18 protein-coding genes and 1 tRNA gene are annotated in these 23,431 nt (G+C 59.9%); 12 read left to right on the top strand and 7 right to left on the bottom strand.

The features are described 5' to 3' along the window. Window positions 1-75: 75 nt before the first annotated feature. Window positions 76-1,401: a DUF2254 domain-containing protein gene (locus tag UF78_RS12665; RefSeq protein WP_045162564.1), complete on the bottom strand. Its 1,326-nt coding sequence runs from the start codon at window positions 1,399-1,401 to the stop codon at window positions 76-78. A gap of 254 nt (window positions 1,402-1,655) precedes the next feature. Between UF78_RS12665 and acs the strand changes: the two genes are divergently transcribed. Continuing rightward, the gene (gene acs, locus UF78_RS12660; protein ID WP_045162563.1) at window positions 1,656-3,611 is read left to right on the top strand and encodes an acetate--CoA ligase; all 1,956 of its coding nucleotides are present in this window, start codon (window positions 1,656-1,658) and stop codon (window positions 3,609-3,611) included. Window positions 3,612-3,656: 45 nt separating this feature from the next. Here the strand turns inward: acs and UF78_RS12655 are convergent, their stop codons facing one another. The 3 genes from UF78_RS12655 to UF78_RS12645 all read right to left on the bottom strand — a co-directional run bounded on the left by UF78_RS12655 (window position 3,657) and on the right by UF78_RS12645 (window position 6,233). Continuing rightward, window positions 3,657-4,778: a mechanosensitive ion channel family protein gene (locus UF78_RS12655; RefSeq protein ID WP_045162562.1), complete on the bottom strand. Its 1,122-nt coding sequence runs from the start codon at window positions 4,776-4,778 to the stop codon at window positions 3,657-3,659. Between the two features lie 159 nt (window positions 4,779-4,937). Continuing rightward, a complete protein-coding gene (locus tag UF78_RS12650; protein WP_045162561.1) occupies window positions 4,938-5,291 on the bottom strand; it encodes a rhodanese-like domain-containing protein in 354 nt (117 codons plus the stop codon). 852 nt (window positions 5,292-6,143) lie between these two features. Next, window positions 6,144-6,233 (bottom strand) — tRNA-Ser (locus UF78_RS12645). Window positions 6,234-6,461: 228 nt separating this feature from the next. On the opposite strand from UF78_RS12645, the gene UF78_RS12640 reads away from it, so the two are divergent. The 5 genes from UF78_RS12640 to UF78_RS12620 all read left to right on the top strand — a co-directional run bounded on the left by UF78_RS12640 (window position 6,462) and on the right by UF78_RS12620 (window position 11,281). Then, window positions 6,462-7,766 (top strand): HD-GYP domain-containing protein, encoded by a 1,305-nt coding sequence (locus UF78_RS12640; protein WP_045162560.1) that lies wholly within the window; start codon window positions 6,462-6,464, stop codon window positions 7,764-7,766. A 136-nt stretch (window positions 7,767-7,902) separates the two neighbouring features. Further along, window positions 7,903-8,598 carry a crotonase/enoyl-CoA hydratase family protein gene (locus UF78_RS12635; protein WP_045162559.1) on the top strand — a complete coding sequence of 232 codons (696 nt, stop codon included), beginning with the start codon at window positions 7,903-7,905 and terminating at the stop codon, window positions 8,596-8,598. 118 nt (window positions 8,599-8,716) lie between these two features. After that, a complete protein-coding gene (locus UF78_RS12630; RefSeq protein ID WP_045162558.1) occupies window positions 8,717-9,937 on the top strand; it encodes an aspartate aminotransferase family protein in 1,221 nt (406 codons plus the stop codon). Between the two features lie 59 nt (window positions 9,938-9,996). After that, a complete protein-coding gene (locus UF78_RS12625) occupies window positions 9,997-10,284 on the top strand; it encodes a hypothetical protein (protein WP_045162557.1) in 288 nt (95 codons plus the stop codon). A gap of 10 nt (window positions 10,285-10,294) precedes the next feature. Beyond that, window positions 10,295-11,281 (top strand): succinylglutamate desuccinylase, encoded by a 987-nt coding sequence (locus UF78_RS12620; protein WP_045162579.1) that lies wholly within the window; start codon window positions 10,295-10,297, stop codon window positions 11,279-11,281. 667 nt (window positions 11,282-11,948) lie between these two features. Here UF78_RS12620 and UF78_RS12615 read toward each other — a convergent pair. Next, complete coding sequence (locus UF78_RS12615) at window positions 11,949-12,296, bottom strand: YgaP family membrane protein (protein WP_045162556.1); 348 nt, start codon at window positions 12,294-12,296, stop codon at window positions 11,949-11,951. Window positions 12,297-12,398: 102 nt separating this feature from the next. Beyond that, window positions 12,399-14,432 (bottom strand): S9 family peptidase, encoded by a 2,034-nt coding sequence (locus UF78_RS12610; RefSeq protein ID WP_045162555.1) that lies wholly within the window; start codon window positions 14,430-14,432, stop codon window positions 12,399-12,401. A gap of 464 nt (window positions 14,433-14,896) precedes the next feature. Here UF78_RS12610 and fadB point away from each other — a divergent pair, with 464 nt between their 5' ends. The 5 genes from fadB (at window position 14,897) to UF78_RS12585 (ending at window position 22,051) form a co-directional block, all read left to right on the top strand. Next, on the top strand, window positions 14,897-17,044 hold the full coding sequence (gene fadB / locus UF78_RS12605; protein ID WP_045162554.1) for a fatty acid oxidation complex subunit alpha FadB: 2,148 nt from the start codon (window positions 14,897-14,899) through the stop codon (window positions 17,042-17,044). A gap of 16 nt (window positions 17,045-17,060) precedes the next feature. Then, window positions 17,061-18,236, top strand: coding sequence for an acetyl-CoA C-acyltransferase FadA (gene fadA, locus UF78_RS12600; RefSeq protein ID WP_045162553.1), 1,176 nt, complete (start codon window positions 17,061-17,063; stop codon window positions 18,234-18,236). Window positions 18,237-18,317: 81 nt separating this feature from the next. Next, the gene (locus UF78_RS12595) at window positions 18,318-18,545 is read left to right on the top strand and encodes a DUF1653 domain-containing protein (RefSeq protein WP_045162552.1); all 228 of its coding nucleotides are present in this window, start codon (window positions 18,318-18,320) and stop codon (window positions 18,543-18,545) included. Between the two features lie 303 nt (window positions 18,546-18,848). Then, a complete protein-coding gene (gene topA / locus UF78_RS12590) occupies window positions 18,849-21,461 on the top strand; it encodes a type I DNA topoisomerase (protein ID WP_045162551.1) in 2,613 nt (870 codons plus the stop codon). A 71-nt stretch (window positions 21,462-21,532) separates the two neighbouring features. Beyond that, on the top strand, window positions 21,533-22,051 hold the full coding sequence (locus UF78_RS12585) for a DUF6586 family protein (RefSeq protein WP_045162578.1): 519 nt from the start codon (window positions 21,533-21,535) through the stop codon (window positions 22,049-22,051). Window positions 22,052-22,089: 38 nt separating this feature from the next. Here UF78_RS12585 and UF78_RS12580 read toward each other — a convergent pair whose 3' ends face one another. Continuing rightward, window positions 22,090-22,929: a DMT family transporter gene (locus tag UF78_RS12580; protein WP_045162550.1), complete on the bottom strand. Its 840-nt coding sequence runs from the start codon at window positions 22,927-22,929 to the stop codon at window positions 22,090-22,092. A gap of 205 nt (window positions 22,930-23,134) precedes the next feature. Here UF78_RS12580 and UF78_RS12575 point away from each other — a divergent pair, with 205 nt between their 5' ends. Further along, window positions 23,135-23,374 (top strand): hypothetical protein, encoded by a 240-nt coding sequence (locus UF78_RS12575; protein ID WP_045162549.1) that lies wholly within the window; start codon window positions 23,135-23,137, stop codon window positions 23,372-23,374. The last annotated feature ends 57 nt before the right edge of the window (window positions 23,375-23,431 follow it).

Raw genomic sequence — 23,431 nt, 5'->3', positions numbered from 1 at the left:
AAGCCAAAAGCTTCGCCCCGGGTCGGGGCTCCTACAGGACAGAAAAAAGCGTTTTCCCGTAGCGAGTACAGGTTGTCACCTTAACGGCAGGGGGGTTGCCTTAGGACGTGGCTCCCACTGGCCCTGGATTTGCGCCAGCCGCTCGAGTTCTTCGTTGACGGCGCGGCGGTCGCGCGGGTTATCGACTTTTGCGTCGGCCTCGTCGCGCAGGGCCTGAATTTCCTCATATAGGGCGTCGAGGTGCGCCTCGTTCGGGGCGCCGTGCAAGGCATTCTTCAGGCATCGCAGCAGCGTGATCAGTACTTGCGGATCATGGCCGGCATAGATGCGGATCGGTGCTATCACGTTCTGCAGCATGCGCTGCATATCCGGTTGCGGGTAGAAGAGACGGGGTCGGCTGTTGTCGACGCAGCCGATGTCGTAAGGCGGCATGCCGCTGAGCCTTTTCAGCAGTACGCCGATCAGATTGACTGCCCGCATCGCTGTGCCGGGGTCGTTGATGGCTGGACTGATGGCCTTTACCGCTATTTCCGAGATCTGGCGCATGCCGTAGGAAACGTTGGCGCTGGCGAATTCCTTGTCATGGAAATCGAAGCAATCCAGTACGTCGGCTGCATCGTCCTCGCTCAGTGGCTCGCTGAACTTGATCAACGGATGACCGTCGACGAGGAAGAATCCGGGCTCTACCTGGATCACGGCCAACGAGTCGTACTTGCGCAGTATCTTCCCCAGTTGGCGTTCATTCACTTCGCGCAGGTACCCTGGCCGAGCGGCAGGCAGGCACCACCAGTCGGTTGCGTCCGGGATCTCGGTGACGTCAGCGATCCGCTGCCTGCGCTTGTTCAGGTTGGTTGAAGCTTCGCTGTAGAGCTGACTGACGATCCAGTCGACTTGGATCGACTGTGACACTGAACGAATGAACGCAACGAACAACGCCATGCATAGCATGCCGAATAGCAGCGCCAACGGCAGAGCAAGCGTTGGGACGCTGGCCGGTTCGTTCTTGTTCAGGGTGCCGATCATCAGCAGGAAATAGACGATGCTGCCCAGGTAGATTCCGAGAATCACCTGATTGCGCGTGTCGCTGATCAGGCCAGGCAGCACGCGTGGTGACAGGCGGGACGCCGCGCCGTTGAGCACAACCATCACCATGGAGAAGCTGAACACGGTAAGGGAGATGACACCTGTGATCAGTGTTCCGAGAATTTCACGGCTGTTATCGGCATCTACCAGTCCTGGCGCCAGATCGTCGCGCAAGGCTGTAGCGAGGGGAGTCGACTCGAATGCCCATACCACAACGGCGACGACGACGTATAAGGCGGGAATCAGCACCGGGTAGAAGGCAATGCTTTCCCTGATGCGTTTCGTGACACGGAAGAATACGTTCGCTGGATCTGACATCCTCGAATACCGACATGGCAGGCTCGGCCCTGGCATCTCTATGACCACAAAGGGGAGAGGAAGTACGCCTTGGTCGAAGCGTCTATGCTCTACGGAGAACAACGCTTTTTTCGACGGCTAACGCCAGCGGAACGCTTCGACCCCGTATAGCTCGAACGTGAAGTCTTCCAGGCGCTTGGTTTGATTTGTATGGTTCGCCTGTGAAGCACGCTTAGTCGAAACGATAACAAGACCAACGAGTGAGGAGTTTGCCCATGAGTGCTGCGTCCCTGTATCCCGTGAAACCGGAAGTTGCGGCTCGGTCGCTGACCGATGAGGCCGCCTATAAAGCCCTGTATCAACAGTCGGTGGTCAACCCTGACGGCTTCTGGCGCGAGCAAGCAGAGCGCATTGACTGGATCAAGCCTTTTACGCGGGTCAAGCAGACCTCCTTCGACGATCACCACGTTGATATTCGCTGGTTTGCCGATGGCACGCTGAACGTTTCGGCCAACTGCCTGGACCGTCACCTCGAAACGCGGGGTGACGAGGTCGCGATCATCTGGGAAGGAGACGATCCGTCCGAGCACCGCCACATTACTTATCGCGAGCTGCATCACGAAGTGAGCAAGTTCGCCAATGCGTTGCGTGGGCAGGACGTACATCGGGGTGACGTGGTCACGATCTACATGCCGATGATCCCGGAGGTTGCGGTGGCGATGCTGGCGTGTGCACGCATCGGCGCGATTCATTCGGTGGTGTTCGGTGGTTTCTCGCCCGAGGCCCTGGCCGGCCGAATAATCGATGGCAGTTCGAAAGTGGTGATCACTGCCGATGAAGGGTTGCGCGGCGGAAAGAAGATTCCGCTGAAGTCTAACGTCGACGAAGCGCTGACCAACCCGCAAACCAGTTGCGTACAGAAAATCATCGTGGTGCGCCGCACAGGTGGCGACATCAGATGGCACTCGCATCGTGATATCTGGTACGACGATCTGATGCGAGTGGCCGGCGATGTGTGCGCGCCGAAAGAAATGGGCGCCGAGGAGCCACTGTTCATCCTTTACACCTCCGGCTCCACCGGCAAACCCAAGGGCGTGATGCACACCACGGGCGGTTATCTGCTCTATGCGGCCCTGACCCATGAACGAGTCTTCGACTATCGGCCTGGTGAGATTTACTGGTGTACCGCCGACGTCGGTTGGATTACCGGGCACAGCTACATCATCTACGGACCGTTGGCCAACGGCGCGACCACGCTGATGTTCGAAGGCGTACCCAATTATCCGGACGTCAAGCGGGTCGGTCAGATCGTCGACAAGCACAAGGTGAATATCCTTTATACCGCGCCCACGGCGATCCGCTCGATGATGGCCGAGGGGAGTGCGGCAATGGAAGGCGCTGACGGGTCGAGCCTGCGCCTGCTCGGTTCAGTGGGCGAGCCGATCAATCCCGAGGCCTGGCACTGGTATTACGAGACGGTTGGCAAATCACGTTGTCCAATCGTCGACACCTGGTGGCAGACCGAGACGGGTGGCATTCTCATCAGCCCATTGCCCGGTGCCACCGCGTTGAAACCGGGTTCCGCGACGCGGCCATTCTTCGGCGTGGTGCCCGGCCTGGTGGACAATCTCGGTAACCTGCTGGAAGGCGCCACCGAGGGCAATCTGGTCATCCTCGATTCCTGGCCGGGGCAGATGCGCAGCATCTATCGCGACCACGATCGCTTCGTCGATACCTATTTCAAGACCTTCCGCGGCATGTATTTCACCGGTGACGGCGCCCGCCGGGACGAGGATGGCTACTACTGGATCACCGGTCGGGTGGACGACGTACTGAACGTTTCCGGCCACCGCATGGGCACGGCGGAAATCGAAAGCGCCATGGTGGCGCACCGCAAGGTGGCCGAAGCGGCGGTGGTGGGTGTGCCGCATCCTCTCAAGGGCCAAGGAATCTACGTCTACGTGACGCTGCTGGCGGGCGAGGAACCGTCCGATCAGTTGCGCCAGGAGCTGCAGCAGTGGGTACGCAAGGAGATCGGGCCGATCGCCGTGCCGGACGTGATCCAATGGGCGCCGGGCTTACCGAAGACGCGTTCGGGCAAGATCATGCGGCGTATCCTGCGCAAGATCGCCACCGATGAGTACGACGCCCTGGGTGATATTTCGACGCTGGCCGATCCGGGTGTGGTGCCGCAGTTGATCGAAACCCACAAGCAGATGCGTCTGCGCTGAGTTGAGCGACGAGGCCGGCCACTGCGCTGGCCTCGTCGTTTTTCCTCAGGCGTTCGGAAGCGCGCGTTCGGCTTCCTGGTTGGCGGCCGGTTTTTCCTTCGGGACACCGGCAACCGTCAGCTCCGGGAAGCTGCCGCCGATGAACTCGACACTGCGGGTCGGGAAGGCGAATTGCACACCCATCTCGCGGATGCCGTCGAGCAACTGCAGATTGATTTCCTGCTGGGTGTCCATGTATGCGTTGTAGTCGGACACCTGCATGATGTAGACAACTTCGAACGTGAGCTGGCTGTCGTCGAAGGCAAGGAAATGCGCACGGTCGAACTTGGCGTTGTCCAGCCCGTCGATGATTCGCCTCACCAATGCGGAAACCTCACGAACCTTGTCCGACGGCGTGTTGTAAGTAATGCCGAACTTGAAGACGATGCGCCGTGTGTTCATGCGCTTGTAGTTGTGCAGGATCTGCTTGAGGAGATCTGCGTTGGCGCAGACGATCTGCTCGCCGCTCAGCGCGCGGATGCGTGTGGTCTTCAGACCGATGTGTTCGATGTTGCCGGCAACGCTGCCAAACACGACGAAATCGCCGATCTCGAAGGGCTTGTCCACCCCGATGGACAGGGACGCGAAGATGTCGCTGAGCAGCGTCTGGACCGCCAGGGCGATGGCGATACCGCCAACGCCAAGGCTGGCGACCATGGCGGTGATGTCCACGCCCAGGTTGGCCAGTATCGACAGCAGCATCATGGTCCAAATGACGATGCGGATCATGATGCCGATGATCGTCGTGGTAACCGGGTTTCGCGCTTTGCCGTCGCGAGTCAGGCTTTCCATCCATAGACGAACGGCGGTATCCATCCACAATGCAATCTGAAAGGCGAGGGCGATGAACCAACCATGGGACATCGCCGACTCCCAGCGATCTGGCAGTTCGACAACCTTCAATGCGATCAACAGCGAAAGAGCGATCAGCAGCAAATGGCTGGTGCGGCTGAGCATTTCCGCCGCAATGGTGACGAAGCCGCTCTTGGATCCTTTGCTCATCTTTCGCAGGCGGTTGGTAATGATCCGCAGAACTGCCTGCAGAATGAGGTAGCTGACAATCGTGACGCCAGCGATTATGGCGATGTTGATCCAAAGCCTTTCGTTCAGCATCACATCCCAATTCATCAGTTCGAATCCTCCAAATATGCGCGACCAGGCGCTGAGCAGTGGCTCCTTTTTCAGTAGCCACTGCTGCGCATTAGTTCCGCGATAAACGAAGAGAAGGCGTATGGATGGGATGGTGCGGTGGAGCGGTGCAGTAATCGTGGAAGCGATGCGGCGACGTCAGCGCGGCGGCACGACTGCTTTCAAGTCCTGGTAACCGCCGGCATTGATGACCTGGCTGTAGCCCAGTTCACGAAGCAGATCTTGCGCCGCGGATGATCGACGACCGCTGCGGCAGTAGAGAACGACCGGGGCGTCTTTGTCGGGTGCGACACTGGCGATGCGCTCGGCAAGCTCTTGGGTCTCGATTCGCGTTGCGCCAGGGAGCGCACCTTCGGCGTATTCCTGGGCGGTTCGAACGTCAATCAGGACGCTGTCGGCGCGCTGCAGTGCCGCCAGGGCGTTGGGCTGATCGACCTCGCCGCCGACCGCCGCTGTGGCTAAAGCCATCAATAGCAGGGATACGCGATACATAAGCGTTCCTATGTCGTCTGTTTCTGGCGATCAACTGATAAGGCGAGTCAGATTGGGCAGGATCAGAATGACCGCTGTGGCGAACAAGATCATGGTGGCCTGCCTGACTTTCTTGTGCTTGAACATGGTAGCGGCCTTTTAATGGGTCTACGCGTGAACGCTGTCGGTTTGAATGGCCGTTGCGTCTTGCGGGTTACAGCTGCGCCTTTCATCGAAACGACGTAGCGGGATATGCATTGGCCGAGACACAGAGGTCTGGTCCGCTTTCCAGACGTGCTCTGACCTAAGTCCTTCTACTGACCTAAATGTCAGGTTAATCCAAGCAATATACGGACCAGGAAAAGCGAAGGCGTGGATAGAGGACGCCTCTCTCAGACGGAGCTGCGTTTTCCTGGTGATCTGCTTCGTCGCGCCGAGAACTTCTCGCTGGGACGACTCGATGCCCGTCCCGAATCATTCTGGATTTAGATTCAGGCGCTGTGGAAGGCTCGGCTTCTGGCGACGCGCCTGATTTGCTGGCGCTTGGGCCGGTGTGATGTTTGTCCACGGATAATCCTGGCTTCCTGTACCGCTCGTCAGAGAGGCCCCACAGCGGAACCGGGCGGGTGGACAATCGGCAGTGCCGTGATCGCCCTCAATCAAATGATGGAGCGAATGGAAACGTTGTCATCCAAGGCGGCATTTGCGGCGTGTGGAATCGGAACATCCGAGTGGTAACGGAATCAAGGGCAGCGCGTTCTGCTAGCCAAGGCTGCGGTACGCAAGGCCAAGCATCTATATGGTGTGCTCTGGAGTGGTATTCCTGGAGACAGAAACGACAAAGCCCCGATCATCGGGGCTTTGTGTTCGATCTGGCGGTGAGGGTGGGATTCGAACCCACGATACGATTTCTCGTATACACACTTTCCAGGCGTGCTCCTTCAACCGCTCGGACACCTCACCGGATCTCGACGGAGTTTGATGTCCGTCGAGGCGCGCTAATGTAGCCGAAGAGCTGGCGGATGGCAAAAAGTTTTTTAGTTTTTTCATGCGGTTAAGGCGCCGTTGGAAAACTGGCTTAGCGGCCGTGGCGATGAACCTATCGTTCCGTTAGGGTTCCAACGCCTAGGACTTCGGTGCCAGCTTCAGCGCAATCGAACTTAATGAATATGAAGAGCCGGGAAAGGCTTGATGAAGTTATTCAAAAGCAGGCGTAAGCGACCTGAGGTAGTGGAGGTCGCCACAAAGCGCCGTCTGCACGTCAGTCATCTGGAACTCGGCATGTACATTTGCGAGCTGGATCGGCCTTGGCGTCAGACGGATTTTCTATTCCAGGGCTTTCCTCTGCTCAAGCTCGAACATATCCAGGCGGTGCGCGAGCGCTGCGACTATGTGTTCGTTGACGACACCCGTCGAGTGCTGCTTGATCAGGGCCAGGTGGTCGTGCCCTCGGCGACGCCACTGCGCGTGAAGCGTACGATGCCCCGTGTCCCTCTCTCGCTTGAAGTCCACGAAGCGCGCGAAGCCTATCGCAGCAGCGAATTGGTATTGGATCAGGTACTGCTGGATGTCCAGCAGGGGCGGGCGATTGACACCAAGGCCTGCCAGGCGCTGGTCAAACGGAACCTGGAAAGCATGCTGCGCAACGAAAGTGCCATGCTTTGGCTGACGCGCTTGAAGTCACAGGACGTGTATACCAGCTTGCACTGCTTATCCGTTTCCATTCTGGCGATGGGCTTCGGTACCCACCTTGGGCTGCCTGATGAAAAGCTGGAAATACTGGGTATTGCCGGCCTGCTGCACGATGTCGGCAAGATGAAGATCGATCCTGCCATCCTCAATAAGCCAGGCAAGCTCACCCAGGAAGAGTTCGATCAGATCAAGCTCCATCCGGAATTCGGTTATCAGGCGCTGTGCAACCAGGATGACATTCCTGCCGTAGCGGTCCAGGCCGCGTATGGCCACCATGAGCGGTTGGATGGCAGGGGCTATCCGCAAGGGCTCGCGCAGTATCAGATCCCGTTTACGACACGGGTTATTACCATCGTCGATGCCTTCGATGCGATCACCAGCCATCGTGCCTACGACGATGCGCGACCGATCCAGGCCGCGTATGACGTGCTGCGCAGCGGTTCCGGCCAGCAATTCGACGAAGCCCTGGTGCACGAATTCATTCGCTGGCTTGGCGTCTTTCCGGTGGGCACGCTGGTTGAGCTGCACACGGGTGAAGTCGCGCTGGTGCTGGAAAAGCACCAGCATCTGCACTTGCGGCCCAAGGTGGTCGTTCTCCGGGATGCGGAGAAGAAGCCCTGTGAGCCGCGCTATCTTGATCTGTCCCAATTGACCGTCGATGCTGACGGAACGCCTTATCGGATCCGTAGCGGCATCTCCGATGGTTCCCACGGACTCTTTATCGCCGATCCGCAGCTACAGACGATTCTGCATCCCGAGCTGCTCGCAGTGCTCGAACTCGAGCCCGAGAAAGCTGACCACTGAGCCAGCGCTCCCTGCACCCGCGGCCCTGTTTCGCAAGATTCAGCTCTCAAATCATGACTTGCCGGTCAGTCACGGCGCTTTACCTGACGGGTTGCGCTGAGTAACTTCTGTGGACTTCTAACAAGGAATATTCGTCATGAGTGATCTGGTTTCCTACGAACTCGAAGACGGCATCGCCACGCTGGCTCTGAACAACGGCAAGGTCAATGCATTGTCTCCGGCTGTATTCGAGGCGCTCAATTCGGCATTCGATCGCGCCGAGCAGGACCGTGCCGTAGTGATTCTCACTGGTCAGCCGGGGATTCTGTCCGGCGGCTATGACCTCAAGGTGATGACTTCGAGCCCCGAAAACGCGATTGCCCTGGTATCCGTCGGTTCGACGTTCAGTCGACGGATGCTTGCTCATCCTTTCCCTATCATCGTTGCCTGTCCGGGCCATGCCATCGCCAAGGGCGCGTTTCTACTGCTCTCGGCCGACTACCGTATCGGCGTTGAAGGGGCGTTCAATATCGGCCTCAACGAGGTCCAGATCGGCATGACGATGCACCATTCGGGCATTGAGATCGCCCGGGATCGCCTGACCAAGCCCGCGTTCCAGCGCTCGGTAATCAATGGCGAGATCTTCAATCCGCAGGCGGCGCTGGATGCCGGCTTCCTTGACAAGGTCGTCCCGGCGGGCGAGCTGATGGTTGTTGCCAAAGCAACCGCTACGCAGTTGAAGAAAATCAACATGACGGCCCACAAGAACACCAAACTCAAGGCTCGCAAGGCCCTGCTCGAAACGCTGGATCGGGCCATCGAGCTGGACCGGCAGCACTCGGTCGTGTCCTGAAGAGAATTTTCGCCCGAGCGCCCATTCCTGGTGGGCCTGCGTTTAAACTGAGTGTGCAGCGCCCCGCCATGGCGGGGCGTTTTATTTCCTATTCGTGTCGCCTCGCAGGAGAGTCCTGATGTCCGCCCCGCACACCCCGGTAGAACGCGCTGATTTCGACCAGGTCATTGTTCCCACTTTCGCACCCGCCGCTTTCATTCCAGTACGCGGCCAGGGTTCGCGAGTATGGGACCAGAGCGGGCGAGAGCTGATCGACTTCACCGGCGGCATTGCCGTGAACGTACTCGGTCACGCTCATCCGGCACTGGTGGCGGCGCTGACCGAGCAGGCGGGCAAGCTCTGGCACATTTCCAATATCTTCACCAATGAGCCGGCGCTGCGTCTGGCTAAGAAGCTCACCGCCGCGACCTTTGCCGATCGGGCATTCTTCGCCAATTCCGGCGCTGAAGCCAACGAGGCGGCATTCAAGCTGGCGCGCCGCTATGCTCATGACAATTACGGTCCGGAGAAATGCGAAATCATCTCCGCTGTGAACAGCTTCCATGGCCGGACGCTGTTTACCGTGACCGTTGGTGGCCAGCCAAAATATTCCGATGGTTTTGGGCCGAAGATTCAGGGCATCAGTCACGTCCCCTATAACGATCTCGACGCGCTTGCCTCCGCCATTTCGGACAAGACCTGTGCCGTGGTGCTGGAGCCGATACAGGGCGAAAGCGGCGTTCTGCCTGCTGATCAGGCGTATCTTGAAGGCGCCCGCAAGTTGTGCGACCAGCACAACGCGCTGCTGATCTTCGATGAAGTTCAGACCGGAATGGGGCGTACCGGTGAGCTTTACGCTTACATGAATTACGGTGTCATCCCGGACATCCTGACCAACGCCAAAAGCCTGGGCGGCGGGTTTCCGATTGGTTTGATGCTGGCGACGGAAGACGTCGCCAAGCACTTCAGCGTCGGCACCCACGGCACCACTTATGGCGGCAATCCGCTGGCGTGCGCGGTGGCCGAAGCGGTAGTCGATATCGTCAATACGCCCGAAGTGCTGAGCGGAGTGAAGAGCCGGCACGAACGTTTCAAGCACGGGCTGCTGGAGATCGGTCAGCGTTACGGTCTGTTCAGCCAGGTGCGTGGCATGGGCATGCTGATTGGCTGCGTACTCGACGATGCATGGAAAGGGCGGGCGCGCGACATCTTCGATGCGGCCGAGCGAGAGGCCCTGATGATCCTGCAGGCCGGCCCCGATGTGATCCGCCTGGCACCGAGCCTGATCATCGAAGAGGCAGACATTGCCGAAGGCCTTGCGCGCTTCGAACGCGCTGCTGCAAAACTGACTCAGGCCTGAAACTCAGGCCTTCATCTTGGCAGGGCGATTCTGTCCTGCCTTTTCATTGAGAATCTGACATGAGCGATAGCCTGCAACTGATCCTGGAAGACGTAGACGGTACCCAGCTGGAGACATCCTGCACCCGTTTTGCCGTGGTGTGGCAGGGCCGGGAGGTCTGGATTCAACAAGTCGGCAATAACCAACTGATGATTGGCGTCGATGTCGAAGACGGCGACACCGAATACGCCAACCTGCTGCTACGTCCGCTGGCTACCAATCTGGTTAGCCTCGAGCTGGAAATGGAGCCGGTCGAGGCCGTCGAGGACGATCACGTTCATGGGCCGGACTGCAACCACGACCACTGATGACACCACCATGCTGGAACTTGGCCGGCTGCTGGAGCTGACGCTGGCCGGGCGCGACCCCGATCACAAGGTTCAGCTCACCGCTGTGGGCGCCAGGTTGCAGTGGCTGGGTGAGGGCGCCCTCGAAGTGACGCCCCCGCCTGGCCAGGATGCTGGTTTGGACCTGGTGCTGTCGGCCGGCGTGCATGGCTGTGAAGTTGTCCCGATCAGATTGCTCGATCGCCTGATACGAGCGATCGGAAGCGGCACGATCTACCCGCGTGCCCGACTGCTGTTGTTGTTTTGCAACCCGCCGGCGATGCGCCAGGGTGTGCGTCGGGTTGGCCAAGACCTGAATCGACTGTTCTGTGGCAAGCATGCGGGCGGCTCCAGTGTCGAGGCTCGTCGCGCTGCGCAGCTCGAAGCGCTGGTGGCGACATTTTTTCGTGCGCCGGGCCGTCGACGCTGGCATTACGACCTGCACTCGGCCATGCGCGCCTCGAACCTCCCGCAGTTCGCCATCTGCCCCTGGGTCGCCGGGCGTGAGGTTTCCCGCCAAAGCCTGATGCGCCTTCGCCACGCGGCGGTCGATGCGGTGCTGTTGCAGGAAACACCTTCCGGAACCTTCAGCGCCCATACTGCCACGCGTCACGCGGCCGAGGCCTTCACCCTGGAAATGGCCGAAGCGCCCGGTGGCGTCTGGCCTGGGTGTCTCGATGAATTTCTCCAGGCGGCTCACCGGTGGATCGAGGCCGCCGAGCCTGCGCACGCACCCCGCCCTCGACCCTTGGCGACGTTCCGGCTGGCGCGGGAAATCATCAAGCGCAGCGAGGGGTTCGTCCTGCGTTTGCCCGCTGACATAAAGAACTTCGCTCCGCTATCACCCGGCACGCTGCTGGCCGAGGACAATGATGGTGTGCGCTGGGTGGTCGAAGAACTGGGCGCTCGAATCCTGTTCCCGATGGCCGATGTGGCGATCGGCGAGCGCGCCGGCCTGATCGTCGTCCCCTGCGACTGAATCAGCGATTGCCTTGGCCGTTTGCGCGCTTTTGTAGGAGACCCGACCCCGGGGCGAAGCTTCTGGCTTTTTATGTGGGCAGGAAACCCGCATTCGCCGCGAGGGCGCGCCTCCCACAGAAAAACACAGCAAAAGCACAGCAAAAGCAGGTCGCGGCGGGGCGCGGGTGCTTCGGTCTGCTTTTAGCTTTTGATCTTGTAGGAGACCCGACCCCGGGGCGAAGCTTCTGACTTTTGGGTGGGCAGGAAACTCGCATTCGCCGCGAGGGCGCGCCTCCCACAGAAAAGCACAGCAAAAGCAGGTCGCCGCGGGGCGCAGGCGCTTCGGTCTGCTTTTAGCTTTTGATCTTGTAGGAGACCCGACCCCAGGTCGAAGCTTCTGGCTTTTGGGTGGGCAGGAAACCCGCATTCGCCGCGAGGGCGCGCCTCCCACAGAATAGCACACAAAAGCACAGCAAAAGCAGGTCGCCGCGGGGCGCGGGCGCTTCGGTCTGCTTTTAGCTTTTGATCTTGTAGGAGGCCCGACCCCGGGGCGAAGCTTTTGGCTTTTGGGTGGGCAGGAAACTCGCATTCGCCGCGAGGGCGCGCCTCCCACAAAAAAAAGCACAGCAAAAGCAGTCGCCGCGGGGCGCGCTTCCCACAAAAAGCAGAGCTGAGCTGGGGTTGTCTTAGATGCCGGTTGGTGGGTTGTTGAGCGAGTCGTTACCGGTCACTGTGGCAGTACCGGTGGCCGCCTGGGCGCTGGCTCTCAAACGCACATCGTCGGCGTCACTGCGCTCGAGTGGCATGCTTCGTGAGTTGCCTTCGGCCATCTTGGCATGCTCGCTGACTTCGCAGAGCACGCGTTTGGCTTCGCAGTGGCCGGTGAACCCGCGCGTCAGGGCCATGCCCCCCATCGCCAGCTGAATCAGCCCGCCTAAGCCGCCCCGGCCGAGGCCTTTGCCGACGAAGTACAGCCCGCCGATGATCGATGCGGCGCGCTCCCAGCCATGCACGTTCTGCGATGTCCTGTTCATGCCTGATCACTCCAAACAGTGGTATGAGAAGTGACCGCGGCACGCAGGCGCGGTTCCGGCCGCAAGTCGGCGGGCGGCATCCACGCCAATGAGGCAGTCCGCTTATCGATCAGCCATGCCGAAGACCTTGAGAACAAAGGCATACTCCAACGCAACATCCTTGAGCGCCTGATATCGACCGCTCATGCCGCCGTGTCCGGCACCGAATTCGGTCTTGAGCAGCAGCAGATTGTCGTCGGTCTTGGCGGCGCGCAGCTTGGCGACCCATTTGGCGGCTTCCCAGTACTGCACGCGGCTGTCGTTGTAGCCCGCTACCGCAAGAATGGCCGGGTAGGGCTGGTTGCGCACATTCTCGTACGGCGCGTATGCCTTGATGCGTGCATGGACTTCAGGCTGGTTCGGATCGCCCCATTCGTCGTACTCCGTCACCGTCAATGGCAGGTCGGCGTTGAGCATGGTGTTCAACACGTCGACGAAGGGCACTTCGGCGATGGCCGCGCCGAACAACTCCGGCCGCAGGTTGAGCACGGCACCGATCAGCAGGCCACCGGCACTGCCGCCGCTGACGGCGAGTCGAGCGGGCTCGGTGTAGCCCTCGGCAATCAGCTTCTCGGCACAGGCGATGAAGTCGCTGAAGGTATTGGGTTTGTGCTCCAGCTTGCCGGCGCGGTACCAGGCCTCGCCGAGGTCGCCGCCGCCGCGTACATGGGCAATGGCAAAGATGAAGCCACGATCGAGCAACGACAGCCGTGCATGGGAAAACCAAGGGTCCAAGCTGTGGCCGTAGGCGCCGTAGCCATAGAGATACAGCGGCGCGGGCTTGCCGAAGTGCTCGCGACGGCCAACCAGGCTGATCGGCACCTGGGTGCCGTCGGCAGCCGTTGCCCAGATGCGCCTGCTCTCATAGGCATCGGCGTCGAAGGGGCCTTCGACCGGCGTCTCCTTGAGGACTTTCTGCTCGCCATCGGCCAGGTTCAGCTGGCGAATCTGCGCTGGGCGGTTCAGGGCTTCGTAGCGCAGCCGGATCACCGGGCTGTCGAATTCGAGCGTGTTATGCACGTGCAGGCTGTAGGCCGCGTCGGGTAGCTGTAGCCGATAGGGCTCGCCAGCTGATGGGCGCACCTCGATGATCGGTAATCCGGCCTCGCGCAGGCTCAGCGTAATGGCGCCAGCGTTCAGACTGACATCTTCGAGCATCACCGCATCGCGATGACCGATCAGTTCCTGCCAGTGCTCGCGCTGCGGTGTGTCCTCCGGTGCCTGGTACAGCGCGAAATTGATGCCGGTCTGGTTGCTGCGTATCAGCCAGCGCCAATGTCCGTCGAGCAGGCCATGGTCGGGGAAGTACTCGTGATCCTCCTGGCGTGGCGCCAGGCAGATCCAATCGCCTTCAGGGTCATCGGCCGACAGCGCCCAGGCTTCGCTGGTGGTCTTGCTGTTGGAGAGGATGACCAACTGACGCTCGGAGCTGGCCCGGTAGCAATGCACGAAAAAACGCCCGTCCGGGTCGTGATAGACCTCGGTACGGCCGCTTTCGCCCAGACGATGGCGGTAGATCTTATGGGGGCGGTGGGTGTCGTCGAGCTCGCCGAAGAACAGCGTCTGGTGGTCGTTGGCCCAGGTCATGCTGCCGTCGCAATCCTCGAACGGCAGGGTAGTCACCTCGTTTGTGGTGAGGTCTTTAACGAACAGTTGGTAGATCTCGTCGCCTTGGGTATCAAGGCTGTAGGCCAGTTTGCTGTGATCCTGGCTAACGCTGAAGGCCCCCAGCGACAAGAACCCGCCAGCGGCCAGTTCATTGGGGTCGAGTAGCAGTTGCTCGGCGCTTTCATCCACTGTGAAAGAGCCATCTAACGGCCGCGGGCACCGGTAATGGCGCGGATATTCGTCGCCCGCAGTGGTGCGCTGGTAGTAGAGCCAGGGTCCCCAGGGTGATGGCAGCGACAGGTCTGTCTCGCGGATACGTCCTTTAATTTCTTGGAAGAGCGTCTCGCGCAGTTCGGCCTGATCGGCCAGTTGCCGGTCCAGATAAGCATTTTCCGATTTCAGGTAATCGAGCACCTCGGGGGCGTCACGGTTCTCCAGCCACTTGTAGGGATCCTGGCCTGTAGCGACGCGGGCGATGGGGGCAGACATGCATAACTCCTGAAACACGGCCGCGAGCTGACGCGGCTAACGAGGTTGGGGGCAGGCGCAGAGTGTACAAGGTGGCTCGTCAGTGTGTGACGGTACAGGGCGGTGTGGGTTCATCAGCTACTCGCCGGCAATCATCGGCGTGAATGGCTGTCGATGCATAAATCGAGACATCTCGAGCGGCAGCATCGCAGGGCTTGGCTAGGCTTATCGGTCTGATCACGAGTGAGCGCCACTGACTGATCGGCCAGCCGATTGACAATCGATCGCTTTTCCATGAAGGTGTGCTCACCCAAATCAAACGGGCGTATGAATCGAGCGTTTGCCACGCAAATGCCGTCAGCCCGGTTTATCGTGTCGGTGGGTGTCGTTTCACCGGATGTCGCTATATCAGTATCCGGTGACGGTCTTCGGGCCGATGACGTGCGACGCGTAACGTTCAGCTTCCATACCGTGGAGATCAGTTGATGATTTACGAAGGTAAAGCCATCACGGTTAAGGCTCTTGAGAGCGGCATCGTCGAATTGAATTTCGACCTCAAGGGTGAGTCCGTCAATAAGTTCAATCGCCTCACCCTCAACGACCTGCGCCAGGCCGTCGACGCCATCAAGGCCGACGCTTCGGTCAAGGGCGTCATCGTTACCAGCGGCAAGGACGTGTTCATCGTCGGCGCCGACATCACCGAGTTCGTCGACAACTTCAAGCTGTCCGACGAAGAGCTGGTAGCCGGCAACCTGGAAGCGAACAAGATCTTCAGCGATTTCGAAGACCTCGGCGTCCCGACCGTCGCAGCCATCAATGGGATCGCCCTCGGCGGTGGCTTCGAGATGTGCATGGCCGCTGACTATCGCGTCATGTCGACCGTCGCCAAGGTTGGCCTGCCGGAAGTCAAGCTGGGTATCTACCCGGGGTTTGGTGGCACCGTTCGTCTGCCGCGCCTGATCGGTGTGGATAACGCCGTCGAGTGGATTGCATCCGGTAAGGAAAACCGCGCCGAAGACGCGCTCAAGGTTCGCGCCGTGGATGCGGTCGTCGCTCCGGAGCAGCTGCAAGCTGCCGCCTTGGATCTGGTCAAACGCGCTATCTCCGGCGAGCTGGATTACAAGGCCAAGCGCCAGCCGAAGCTGGACAAGCTCAAGCTCAACGCCATCGAGCAGATGATGGCCTTCGAAACCTCCAAGGGTTTCGTTGCCGGTCAGGCTGGTCCGAATTACCCGGCGCCGGTCGAAGCGATCAAGACCATTCAGAAGGCTGCCAACTTTGGTCGCGACAAGGCCATCGAGGTCGAGGCTGCTGGCTTCGTCAAACTGGCCAAGACCTCGGTCGCGCAGAGCCTTGTCGGCCTGTTCCTGAGCGATCAAGAACTGAAGAAGAAAGCCAAGGCCTACGACAAGCAGGCCCGTGACGTGAAGCTGGCCGCCGTATTGGGTGCTGGCATTATGGGGGGTGGTATCGCCTATCAATCGGCCGTCAAGGGTACGCCGATCCTGATGAAGGATATCCGCGAGGAAGGTATCCAGATGGGCCTGGACGAGGCCTCCAAGCTGCTCGGCAAGCGTGTCGAAAAAGGCCGTCTGACCGCTGACAAGATGGCTCAGGCGCTCAACGCGATCCGCCCGACCATGTCCTACGGTGATTTCGACAACGTCGATATCGTCGTTGAAGCCGTGGTCGAGAACCCGAAGGTCAAACACGCCGTGCTGGCCGAGGTGGAAGGGCACGTTCGCGAAGACGCGATCATCGCTTCCAACACCTCTACGATTTCCATCAGCTACCTGGCCCAGGCGCTCAAGCGTCCGGAAAACTTCTGCGGCATGCACTTCTTCAACCCGGTACACATGATGCCGCTGGTGGAAGTGATTCGTGGTGAGAAGACCAGCGAAACCGCCATCGCCACCACCGTCGCCTACGCCAAGAAAATGGGCAAGAGCCCGGTCGTGGTCAACGATTGCCCGGGCTTCCTGGTCAACCGCGTGCTGTTCCCTTACTTCGGCGGCTTTGCCCGCGCCATCGCCCATGGTGTCGACTTCGTTCGTGCCGACAAGGTGATGGAGAAGTTCGGTTGGCCCATGGGGCCCGCCTATCTGATGGACGTCGTCGGCATGGACACCGGCCACCACGGCCGTGATGTTATGGCTGAGGGTTTCCCGGATCGCATGAAGGACGACACCAGGACCGCCGTTGACGTCATGTACGAAGCCAACCGCCTCGGCCAGAAGAACGGCAAGGGCTTCTATGCCTACGAGATGGATAAGAAGGGCAAGCCGAAGAAGGTGGTCGATCCCCAGGCTTACGAACTGCTCAAGCCTGTCGTCAGCGAGACCCGCGAGCTGTCCGACGAGGACATCATCAATTACATGATGATCCCGTTGTGCCTGGAAACCGTCCGCTGCCTGGAAGACAAGATCGTCGAAACTGCAGCCGAGGCCGATATGGGCCTGATCTACGGCATCGGCTTCCCACCCTTCCGTGGTGGCGCGTTGCGCTACATCGATTCGATCGGTGTCGCCGAGTTCGTGGCATTGGCCGACAAGTACGCCGACCTGGGCCCGCTGTATCACCCGACTGCGAAGCTGCGTGAGATGGCTGCCAGCGGCCAGAGCTTCTACGGTTAATTGAGGAAAGAATAGAATGAGCCTTAATCCGAGAGACGTCGTCATTGTCGACTTCGGCCGTACCCCGATGGGTCGTTCCAAGGGCGGCATGCACCGCAACACCCGCGCCGAGACCATGTCCGCGCACCTGATCGATGGCTTGTTGGCACGCAACCCGAAAATCGATCCGGCCGAAGTGGAAGATGTGATCTGGGGGTGCGTCAACCAGACCCTGGAGCAGGGCTGGAACATTGCCCGCATGGCGTCGCTGCTGACCCGCATTCCGCACACCAGCGCCGCGCAGACCGTCAGTCGCCTGTGCGGCTCGTCGATGAGCGCGCTGCACACCGCCGCTCAGGCGATCATGACCGGTAACGGTGATGTCTTCGTCGTCGGTGGTGTCGAGCACATGGGCCACGTCGGCATGATGCATGGCGTCGATCCGAACCCGCAGCTGTCGCTGTATGCCGCCAAGGCGTCCGGCATGATGGGCCTGACCGCCGAAATGCTGGGCAAGATGCATGGCATCACCCGCGAGCAGCAGGACGCCTTCGGCGAGCGCTCGCATCGTCTGGCGCACAAGGCCACGGTTGAAGGGATGTTCAAGGACGAGATCATCCCGATGGAAGGTTACGACGAAAACGGTTTCCTCAAGGTCTTCGACTACGATGAAACCATTCGTCCGGAAACGACCCTCGAGAGCCTGGCGGCACTCAAGCCGGCGTTCAACCCCAAAGGCGGCACCGTGACGGCGGGTACTTCCTCGCAGATCACCGACGGCGCTTCCTGCATGATCGTGATGTCGGCGCAGCGTGCGCAGGACCTGGGCGTCCAGCCGATGGCTGTAATTCGCTCCATGGCCCTGGCCGGTGTCGATCCGGCGATCATGGGCTACGGTCCGGTGCCTGCGACTCAAAAGGCGCTCAAGCGTGCCGGTCTGACCATGGACGACATCGATTACGTCGAGCTCAACGAAGCCTTCGCTGCCCAGGCACTGCCTGTGCTGAAGGATCTGAAGCTGCTCGACAAGATGGAGCAGAAGGTCAACCTGCATGGCGGCGCCATCGCACTGGGGCATCCGTTCGGTTGCTCCGGAGCGCGTATTTCCGGCACCCTGTTGAACGTGATGAAGCAGAAGGGCGGTACCCTGGGCGTGTCCACGATGTGCATCGGTCTGGGCCAAGGTATCACCACGGTGTTCGAACGCGTCTAAGCTGTTCGGTGACACGGAAACCGGGGCCACGTGCCCCGGTTTTCATTTTGATGGGTACGCATTTTTTCAGAGGCAGCCGAGATGCAGGTCACGCCAGGCCGTTATCGTCACTACAAAGGCCCCGAATATCGGGTATACGCAGTTGCCCGCCATTCCGAAACAGAAGAGTCGGTGGTGTTCTATCAGGCGTTATATGGGGATTTCGGCCTTTGGGTGCGTCCGCTCTCGATGTTTACCGAAACGGTGGAGGTCGACGGCGAAACGCTTCCCCGTTTCGCCTTGATCGAGGCCGAACCCAGCCGTTTTTGAATGCTATCTCGGTGGGCGGGCTTAACCCTTGCGCTTGACCTCGACTCTGTCGCCACTATATATAGCGGTGCTTTCGGACCGCGTGAAAGCGATTTCACTCAGTTTTTGGCCGATAAAGCCTGCGCCGAGCAAGCCGCTTGCTGCGTGAACATGAAAGTTTTCCGGAGCAATTGAATGCTCTTTGCAGTCCCGTAAAAGGACTGCTTCGCTTCTCTCTGGCAGACTGAGCGTCATTTGCAGCGTTCGGCTACTGCCGGTTCATTATTTCTCAGTTCATCTTTCGATTCAGGAACTCTCCTCTCCATGGGTAAATCGCTGGTCATCGTGGAATCACCGGCCAAGGCCAAGACAATCAACAAGTATTTGGGCAACCAGTACGTGGTGAAGTCGAGTATCGGCCACATCCGCGACCTTCCCACCAGCGGCTCTGCCAACAAGGAGCCCGTCAAGCGCGGCAAGGCGGCGACTGCCGAAGCCCCTGCGCTGTCGCCGAAGGAGAAAGCCAAGCGTCAGCTGTTCGCCCGCATGGGGATCGACCCCGAGCACGGCTGGAAGGCCAAGTACGAAATCCTGCCAGGCAAGGAAAAGGTCATCGAGGAACTGCGCCGGCTGGCCAAGGAAGCCGACACCATCTATCTCGCGACCGACTTGGATAGAGAGGGGGAGGCCATTGCCTGGCACCTGCGTGAATCCATCGGTGGCGACGACAGTCGCTACAAGCGGGTAGTTTTCAACGAGATCACTAAGAAGGCGATCCAGGAGGCGTTTTCGAAACCGGGCGACCTGGATATCAACCGGGTCAACGCGCAACAGGCTCGACGCTTCCTCGATCGTGTCGTGGGCTACATGGTCTCGCCGCTGCTGTGGCAGAAGATCGCCCGCGGGCTCTCCGCTGGCCGTGTGCAGTCGGTTGCGGTAAAGCTGGTGGTCGAGCGCGAGCGCGAGATCCGCGCCTTCGTTCCGGAAGAGTATTGGGAAGTGCATGCCGACCTGGCGACCGCCGAGCAGGCGAAGGTGCGGTTCGAGGTCGCTCGCGAGAACGGCGAGGCGTTCAAGCCGCTGAACGAAAGCCATGCCATGGCCGCGCTGGAACAGCTCAAGGACGCCAGCTACAGCGTCGCCAAACGTGAAGACAAACCGACCAGCAGCAAACCCTCGGCGCCATTCATCACTTCCACGTTGCAGCAGGCGGCGAGCAATCGCCTTGGCTTTGGCGTGAAGAAAACCATGATGATGGCCCAGCGGCTCTACGAGGCGGGATACATCACCTACATGCGTACCGACTCGACCAACCTCTCGGCGGATGCCCTGAGCATGGTGCGCAGCTTCATCGAGGATGAATTCGGCAACAAATACCTGCCGGAGAAACCGAATTTCTACTCCAGCAAGGAAGGTGCGCAGGAAGCCCACGAGGCGATCCGCCCGTCCGACGTCAATCTGCGCCCGGCCCAGTTATCGGGCATGGAGCGCGATGCCGAGCGCCTCTACGACCTTATCTGGCGTCAGTTCGTGGCGTGCCAGATGCCACCTGCGCAGTACCTGTCTACCAGCGTGACCGTCACTGCGGGCAACTTCGAGTTGCGCGCCAAGGGCCGGATTCTCAAGTTTGACGGCTACACCAAGGTCATGCCGCAGCAGAGCAAGAGCGGTGAGGATGACGTGCTGCCCGAAATGAACAAGGGCGACGGGATGAAGCTGATCAAGCTCGATCCGAGCCAGCACTTCACCAAGCCGCCGGCACGCTACTCCGAAGCCAGCTTGGTCAAGGAAATGGAAAAGCGCGGTATCGGTCGGCCGTCCACCTACGCCGCCATCATTTCGACCATCCAGGACCGTGGCTACGTCTCGCTGCACAATCGGCGGTTCTACTCGGAGAAGATGGGCGACATCGTCACCGAACGCCTTTCGGAGAGTTTCAATAATTTGATGGACTATGGCTTCACCGCCGGTATGGAGGAAAACCTCGACGACGTCGCTCAGGGTGAGCGCGAGTGGAAGCATGTGCTTGACGAGTTCTACGGTGATTTCCGCAAGAAGCTCGATGTGGCCGAAGCCAGCGACAATGGCATGCGCGCCAATCTGCCGACTCTGACCGATATTCCATGCAAGGTCTGCGGCCGGCCGATGATGATTCGCACCGCCTCCACCGGCGTGTTCCTCGGCTGCTCCGGCTACAGCCTGCCGCCGAAAGAGCGTTGCAAGTCCACCGTCAACCTGATCCCTGGCGATGAAATCGCCGCCGACGATGAGGGCGAGTCAGAGTCCCGTGTGCTACTTGGCAAGCATCGCTGCCCGATCTGCACTACGGCCATGGACGCCTATCTCCTCGATGAGACCCATAAACTGCACATCTGCGGCAACAACCCGGATTGCAGCGGCTATGAGATCGAGGAAGGTCAGTACCGCATCAAGGGCTACGAGGGACCGAGCCTGGAGTGCGACAAGTGCGGCAGCGAAATGCAACTCAAGACAGGCCGTTTTGGCAAGTTCTTCGGCTGTACCAACGCTGAGTGCAAGAACACGCGCAAGCTGCTGAGAAGCGGCGAGGCGGCGCCGCCAAAGATGGACGCGGTGAAGATGCCAGAACTCAGGTGCGAAAAAGTCGACGATACCTACGTTCTGCGTGACGGTGCGTCCGGGTTGTTCCTCGCCGCCAGTCAGTTCCCAAAGAATCGGGAGACTCGTGCCCCGCTGGTGGTGGAGCTGATTCCGCACAAAGATGAGATCGATCCAAAGTATCACTTCCTATTGAGTGCACCGCAGAAGGACCCCGAAGGCCGTCCAGCCGTGATCCGCTTCAGCCGAAAGACCAAGGAGCAATACGTGCAGACCGAAGTCAACGGTAAACCGACTGGCTGGAAGGCATTCTACGATGGCAACAAGTGGAAGGTAGAAGACAAGAGCACCGGTAAATAAGCGACAGCGCCACGTTGAGCCGGGTACCCGGTCTCAACGTGCAGCGTTTCAACTGTTGGGAGGCCGTCGCCATGGCTCACGAGCTGTATACCCGTACCAATCAAAAAATCTACTTTGCCGGCCTCGCCCTCGAGAGTTGGCGACGGGCCGAAGAAAAAGGCGCGATGAACGCTCCGGGGCTGATCCAGGCGGAGCGAGAGGCCAGCCTGTTCCATCTGTACGGCGCGGTGCTTGGCCTTTGTCACGAGGTTGCAGGCTACTATCGTTTGCCAGATGCCAGTGCGCCGCGTGCGGAATTGCTGCTGTCACGTCCCTCGCAGGATTCTTCGCCGAGCCCCGAACTGGCTGAACTGATCGAGCTGGCTGACCACTCCGGGACTTGGCTTGCGCAGTTGTTGAACGCCCATGCGGCGTTGTTCGCGCCGCCACGCGCGCCGGCCAAGCCCAAGACCGACCCGACCATGCCGTTGATCGAGGCCGTCAGCGTAGGCGAAGAAATTCCAGCGCTGACGCGTGAAGAGGTGGAGTCCTGGCGACGCAGTCTGAAGGACCTGGCCTTGCGTTTTCGCGAATCGCTTACCGAATGGTAAGCGGGCAGGCGAGCGATCCTCGTGTCTCAGGTGTCACCTCACGCTCGGTGCTTGAATCGCAATACGAGGGCGATCCCACCCAGAATGGCAAGGCCCGCAGCCACCAATCTGCCCGTTAGGGATTCCCCCAGAAGCAGGCTTCCCGCCAAAGCGGTGAGAAGCGGCACGCTCAGTTGCACACTGGCCGCCTGGATGGCCGCCAGGCCCGGCAGGGCGGCATACCAGATGGCGTAGCCGATACCCGACGTAAGCCCGCCGGATAACAGCGCATAGACTACCCCGGCGCTGTTCCACTCGAGCCCATTGAGCGCCAGCAGGCCCAGTACGGCCATGATCGGAAGGCTGCGAATAAAGTTTCCGGCGGTGGCCGCCAGTGGATCAGGCGTTCCTTTTCCCAACAGCGAGTACGCCCCCCAGGCGACCCCTGCCAGGGCCATCAACAGCGAAGCTGACAACGACGGTGTGCTCGTACCAGGAAGCAGAAGCGCGACCAGTCCGCCCGCAGCCAACACTATCCCGACCGTTTGCAAACGATGCAGTCGCTCTCCTTTGAGCAGCCCCCAGACGATCATGCTCAGCTGAACCGCGCCGAACAGCAGCAGCGCGCCGGCACCGGCATCGAGGTGCAGATAGGCATAGGAAAACGCAGCGGCATAAGTGAAGAGCGCCAGGGCGCCGTACCAATTGCCGGCCACCCTCGACGGGCCTTTGCGCAGCCACAGCAACAGCCACAGCACCAGCGCTCCGGCAAACAGGCGCAGCGCGGTAAAACTGGCTGGATCGATCTGGCTGTCGCGTAGTGCCGCGCGGCAAAGTAACGAGTTGCCGGCAAAGGCGAGCATGGCCAGTGCTGTCAGCAGAAGGGTTCTGAAGGTCATCCTGAATTCCTTGGAGCCAGTGGGATGCCCTGACCGCTGGCATGGCTTGGTAAGGCATTATCCTACTGTGCCGTTGCGTAATGACGCACCTTCTTCGCCGAATACCAGCCTGACGCTATGCGGCGTATGTCCAAACGGAGAACGACCAGTGCTGTCTACAGGTCGGTCGGCTGTTACAATGCGCCGTTTCACGGGGAGCAGATTCATGCCAACGTCTTTTCTGGAAATCGTCGAGCTACCCGACGGGAGCATTGTGCTGCGTCGCGCTGAAGACGAAGGCGTACTGGTTACGTTGGACTTCTCTGACGATGCCAAGGTTTTTCTGCAAGGTCAGCATGTCGAAATTGCCAAGGCGATGTTCAACGTCGGCGTGCAGATGGCGGGGCGAGTATCGGAAGGAGAGCTCGAACGAGACGACGAAGAGGGGCCGCGCGTCCTGCATTAAGGATTGGATTGCCTGGTAGCCTTTGCGGCTAGGCAGATTTCGGCACGTCCGTGTGCT

Origin of the sequence: Stutzerimonas stutzeri, assembly GCF_000952685.1 — a bacterium.
Classification (GTDB): domain Bacteria; phylum Pseudomonadota; class Gammaproteobacteria; order Pseudomonadales; family Pseudomonadaceae; genus Stutzerimonas; species Stutzerimonas stutzeri_E.
Note: the sequence above shows the minus strand (reverse complement) of the source record. Positions and strands in the feature narration are given on the sequence as shown.